The sequence below is a fragment of the Thermoflexus sp. genome, assembly GCF_025055495.1.
In the GTDB taxonomy this organism is placed as follows: domain Bacteria; phylum Chloroflexota; class Anaerolineae; order Thermoflexales; family Thermoflexaceae; genus Thermoflexus.
Genome location: NZ_JANWXB010000364.1, coordinates 1 through 4,848, shown reverse-complemented (window position 1 = coordinate 4,848; position 4,848 = coordinate 1). Strand labels below are relative to the sequence as shown.

Genomic DNA, 4,848 nt, shown 5'->3' with positions numbered 1-4,848 from the left:
AGGGCTGTGGGGAGGGGGAAAAGCGCTCGGGGGCGGCGGGGGCTTTCGGCCCTCGTATCGCTCTGATTCAAGGATATGCTCTAAGACCCGTATGGGATGAAACATATCAGCTTCCCAACGGGGCAAGGGCTATGATGGATGAATAAAACCTTGAGTGAAACGTCGAGGCAAACCGGATGATCGGACATCCGTTGGGTGTTTTTCTGGCTCTTTTCTTCTTGACTGTGCTGATTCTCACCCTGATCTGGATGCTTCGGGTTCCCCGACCGGTGCCCATGGAGGTGGCCCGCGCCGTCTATTCGGTGGAAGCCGCCCGTTGCATCGTGGTGCCGATCGTGGAGGGCATCTATTCGGAGCGAGCGGTGGAGCTGGCCTGTCGGCTGGGCGAGCGCCAGCACGCCCGCCTGGTCCTGGTGCACATCCTGGAGGTTCCCTATACGGTGCCGCTGGAGACGCCGTTGCCGGACCTGGAAGCCCGAGGACAGCGGGCCCTGGAGACGGCCCGCTTCATCGCCATGCAGCATGGGATGAAGCCGGAGATCCGCTTGGTGCGTCATCGGTCAGCCCCGGAAGGCATCCTCAGCGTGGCCCGCCAGGTCGGGGCGGACCAGATTATCATGGGCATTGGGCTGAAGCGGCGGGCGTCCAGCGATGGCCTGGGCCGGACCGTGCACGAAGTGATGCGGCGGGCCACTTGCGAAGTGATTGTCGCGAAGGCGCCGATCGTCGAGTGAGCATGTCCATCTGCCCCGATCCGGAGGAGGCAACCATGGGCCAGACGATCCAGCGGCGGGTGAAGCTGATCTATCCTCCTTCCCTCATCGACGAACCTCTGCTCTATCGGCTGATCCAGCGGTTCAACTTAATGGTGAACATCCGCCGCGCCCATGTGGAGGCCACCGAAGCCTGGCTGGTGGTCGATCTGGAGGGCCCCCCGGATCGGGTTGAAGAAGGCCTCGCCTGGATCCAGAAGCAGGGCGTGCTGGTGGAGCCGGTGGAGCAATTGTAGCGCGATGGGGATCACCATCCCCTGGCGTGGCTCTATCCATCACGATGGGAACAGGGCCGGAAAGTATGGGCCACCAGGGCTGGGCAGGACACTCAGCCCCGAACCTCTTATGGCATACAGGAGCGAGCGCATGAGGATCGTGATCCTGGGTTGTGGCCGGCTGGGCGCTTACCTGGCCCGGCAGTTCGCGCGGGATGGCCATGAGGTCGTCGTCATCGATCGGGAACGGGATGCCCTAGAGGCGCTGGGGCCGGACTTCCCGGGGGAGACGGTGGTGGGGATGGGGATCGACGCCGAGGTGTTGCGTCGGGCCGGCATCGAACGGGCGGATGTCTTCATCGCGGTCACGGGCTACGATAACACCAACATCATGGCCGCGGAAGTCGCTCGGGAGATCTTCGGGGTACCCCAGGTGATCACCCGGCTCAACGATCCGCTCCGGGCCGAGATCTTCCAGGAACTGGGGCTGAGGACGGTCTCCCCGACGACGCTGGCGGCCGAGGCGATCCGCAAGTGCCTGGAGGATTGATCCCATGTATCTGATCATCGTCGGCGGTGGGAAGGTCGGCTACTACCTGAGCAAGTCCCTGCTGGCTGAGGGGCATGAGGTCCTGCTGATCGAGAAGAACCCTCGTCGTGCTGCGTTCCTCATCGATGAGCTGGGGGCGGATCACGTGTGGGTGGGCGATGGATGCGATTCCAGCACCTTCGCCCAGGTGGGGATGAACCGGGCCGACGCCGTGATCGCCGTCACCGGGGATGATGAGGATAACCTGGTGGTTTGTTTGCTGGCCAAGCGCAAGTTCGGTGTGCCCCGAACCATCGCCCGCATCAACAATCCGCGCAACGCGGAGATCTTCGCCCGCTTGGGGATCGATGTGACGGTTTCCACCACCGAGATCATCCAGGCGCAGATCGAACGGGCGCTGCCCCTGCGCTCCCTGGTGCACCTGCTGGCCCTGCGCCGGGGCGGGATCCAGCTGGTGGAATGCAAGGTGGCCCCGGACGCCCCGGCCGAGGGGCGGCCGTTGCGGGAACTGGGGATCCCCGCGGATGCCCTGGTCGTGATGGTGGTGCGGGGGGATCAAACGTTTATCCCTTCTGGGGAAACGATCCTGCGGGCAGAGGATGAGATCCTGGCGGTCACAACCCCTCAGAGCGAGCCGGTTTTGCGGCGGTTGTTGCTGGGGACGTGAGGCGGATGACCCCTCCACCCGGTCAGGGGTTCCGAATCAGGCCGGGCGTCTTCAGTGCCCGACCCCGCGCAAACATTTCCAAAAAGGCTGTTCCGATAGGCTCTCCTCCTGCTTTCCTAATCTCCCTCCCCACGCGGTCCCACCACTGGATTGGGGGAGTACACCCTTTCGGCCAAGCGGAGGATTCCTTCTTCCCTTCCCCCTGTGAGAAAGGAGAAGGGAAGGAGAGGGGGATGAAAGAGGCCGGTCCCCCCTTCACGCTGTTTCGCAATCCTCCCTCCTACGTCTTCAGCCTGCCAGTCGTCTGAGAAAGACAGACCATCCTTCGGGCCGATATGTTCCATGATGAAACTGTGCGTGGCCTGAAATGTTTCAATTTGAAACAATCCAGTTGAAAGACTTGTCAGAATGAAGGCAGATGATGAAAAATAGAAGATGGACTTTTGGGTCCAAATTCGTGAATCGGGAGGTGCACAGGGCGTGGAGGCTTTGAGGTCGTGAGGCGGCATGGGATGGCGGACGGATCCTCCGTCCTGCGCGGTGGGGTCAGCGCAGAGCCCTTGACTGGAACCCTCATCCAGAAAGGAGCGCGACCATGGCACCCTGGGTGGCGGAGATTATCGGCACGATGATCCTGATTCTCCTGGGCGACGGCGTGGTGGCCAACGTCGTCCTGGGCAAGACCAAAGGGCAGGCCTCCGGGTGGATTGTGATCACCACCGGATGGGCCATGGCGGTGGCCATGGCCGTGTATGCGGTGGGGCGCATCAGCGGCGCCCACATCAACCCGGCCGTGACCATCGCCTTAGCGGCGACCGGAAGGTTCCCATGGGCCGATGTTCCGCTTTACATCGTGGGCCAGTTCATCGGCGCCTTTATCGGCGCGGTGCTGGTATGGCTGGCGTATTATCCCCACTGGGCAGAGACCCCGGATCCGAAGCTCAAGCTGGCTGTGTTCTCCACAGCGCCGAACATCCGCAATTACCCGCTGAACTTCATCACCGAGGTGATTGGGACGTTCATGCTGGTCTTCGGCGTCCTGGCCATCGGCGCGAACCGGCTCGCTGAAGGCCTTACACCTCTGCTGGTGGGCCTCCTGGTGTGGGCTATCGGCCTCTCGCTGGGGGGGCCCACGGGCTATGCCATCAACCCCGCCCGTGACCTCGGGCCGCGGATCGCCCATGCGGTGCTCCCGATTCCGGGCAAGGGCGACTCCGACTGGGAGTATGCCTGGGTCCCGGTGGTGGGCCCCATCGTGGGCGGCCTGATCGGCGCCTTCCTCTTCGTGACGTTGGGCCTGTGAAGCCACTGCCCCGTGGGGGAGGCTTTCATGCTTCCCCCACGGGCCCTCGGCGCAGGTCTCGACGTTTAGATATGATAAATTCGGAGTTGCGCTGCTGGCCTCTCTCTCACGACGTAGAAGGGATCCTTATCGAAGAAGGCACTGGCTGTGTAAGCCCAGAGCGGGGTCCCATTATCCAGGTGCTGGCTGGGATCAACAGGTTAGGAGGGAACCATGAAGAAGCTGATTAATGACCCTATGAATGTAGTGCCGGAATCCCTGGAAGGGATGGCCAAGGCCCATCCGGACCTGATCAAGGTCCATTTCAATCCGAATTTCGTCTACCGGGCCGATGCCCCCCGCCCGGGGAAGGTGGCTGTGATCTCCGGAGGCGGGAGCGGCCACGAGCCGATGCACGTGGGCTTCGTGGGCTATGGGATGCTGGATGCGGCATGCCCGGGGGCGGTGTTCACCTCTCCGACACCGGACCAGATGTATGAGGCGGCCAAGATGGTCCACGGCGGGGCGGGCATCCTGATGATCGTGAAGAACTACGCGGGGGACGTGATGAATTTCGATATGGCGGCGGATCTCCTGCGCGGCGAGGGATTCCAAGTGGAGAGCGTGCTGATCGCCGATGACGTAGCAGTCGAGAGCAGCCTCTACTCGCAGGGCCGCCGGGGCACCGGCACCACGGTGCTGGCGGAGAAGATCCTGGGAGCCGCCGCCGAACGAGGCTACGATCTCCAGCGCCTGGCCGCGCTGGGCCGCCGGATCGCGGAGAACGGCCGCTCCATGGGCATGGCCCTGACCTCCTGTACAGTCCCCCACGTGGGCCGGCCCACCTTCGAGCTGGGGCCCGATGAGATGGAGATCGGCATCGGGATCCACGGGGAGCCCGGCCGTTATCGGGAGCCCCTCAAGAACGCCGATGCCATCGTTGAACGCCTGATGGAGCCTATCCTCACGGATCTCCCCTTTAAGGCGGGCGATCGGGTGATCTGCATGGTCAACTCGATGGGCGGGACCCCGATCAGCGAGCTCTACATCGTTTATCGAAAGGTGGCAGAGATTTGCGAAAAGGCGGGCGTTCAGATCGTCCGCAACTTAATAGGGGCCTACATCACCTCGCTGGAGATGGCGGGGACCTCCATCACGTTGCTCCGGGCGGATGACGAGATGCTCGAGTTGTGGGATCATCCCGTGAAGACCCCCGCGCTGCGCTGGGGGATGTGAATGCTCGTTCCCCACTCCGGGCAGTGAGCTGTCCGGAGAGGGGAAGAAGCGGGAACAGCCATCGCGATGGGCAACTTCTGAGCTCTCCTGGGGTTTTAGGGCTGGGGCGCCGCCTTCGGCGGTGC

6 protein-coding genes are annotated in these 4,848 nt (G+C 63.0%); all 6 read left to right on the top strand.

Features of this window, described 5'->3' with window-relative positions; translation table 11 throughout:
* The first annotated feature begins 176 nt into the window (after positions 1-176).
* Positions 177-734: a universal stress protein gene (locus NZM16_RS11705; RefSeq protein WP_295480529.1), complete on the top strand. Its 558-nt coding sequence runs from the start codon at positions 177-179 to the stop codon at positions 732-734.
* A gap of 35 nt (positions 735-769) precedes the next feature.
* Positions 770-1,009 carry an NIL domain-containing protein gene (locus tag NZM16_RS11700; protein WP_295451113.1) on the top strand — a complete coding sequence of 80 codons (240 nt, stop codon included), beginning with the start codon at positions 770-772 and terminating at the stop codon, positions 1,007-1,009.
* 130 nt (positions 1,010-1,139) lie between these two features.
* Positions 1,140-1,538, top strand: a complete 399-nt coding sequence (locus NZM16_RS11695; RefSeq protein ID WP_295451115.1) for a TrkA family potassium uptake protein — start codon at positions 1,140-1,142, stop codon at positions 1,536-1,538.
* 4 nt (positions 1,539-1,542) lie between these two features.
* Complete coding sequence (locus NZM16_RS11690) at positions 1,543-2,205, top strand: TrkA family potassium uptake protein (protein ID WP_295451118.1); 663 nt, start codon at positions 1,543-1,545, stop codon at positions 2,203-2,205.
* A gap of 595 nt (positions 2,206-2,800) precedes the next feature.
* Positions 2,801-3,508, top strand: coding sequence for an MIP/aquaporin family protein (locus tag NZM16_RS11685; RefSeq protein ID WP_295451120.1), 708 nt, complete (start codon positions 2,801-2,803; stop codon positions 3,506-3,508).
* Positions 3,509-3,721: 213 nt separating this feature from the next.
* Positions 3,722-4,723, top strand: coding sequence for a dihydroxyacetone kinase subunit DhaK (dhaK, locus tag NZM16_RS11680; RefSeq protein ID WP_295451122.1), 1,002 nt, complete (start codon positions 3,722-3,724; stop codon positions 4,721-4,723).
* Positions 4,724-4,848: the final 125 nt, after the last annotated feature.

Coding starts and splice junctions, on each gene's coding strand:
- NZM16_RS11705 (WP_295480529.1), top strand. CDS start 177: ATGATCGGACATCCGTTGGGTGTTTTTCTGGCTCTTTTCTTCTTGACT.
- NZM16_RS11700 (WP_295451113.1), top strand. CDS start 770: ATGGGCCAGACGATCCAGCGGCGGGTGAAGCTGATCTATCCTCCTTCC.
- NZM16_RS11695 (WP_295451115.1), top strand. CDS start 1,140: ATGAGGATCGTGATCCTGGGTTGTGGCCGGCTGGGCGCTTACCTGGCC.
- NZM16_RS11690 (WP_295451118.1), top strand. CDS start 1,543: ATGTATCTGATCATCGTCGGCGGTGGGAAGGTCGGCTACTACCTGAGC.
- NZM16_RS11685 (WP_295451120.1), top strand. CDS start 2,801: ATGGCACCCTGGGTGGCGGAGATTATCGGCACGATGATCCTGATTCTC.
- dhaK (WP_295451122.1), top strand. CDS start 3,722: ATGAAGAAGCTGATTAATGACCCTATGAATGTAGTGCCGGAATCCCTG.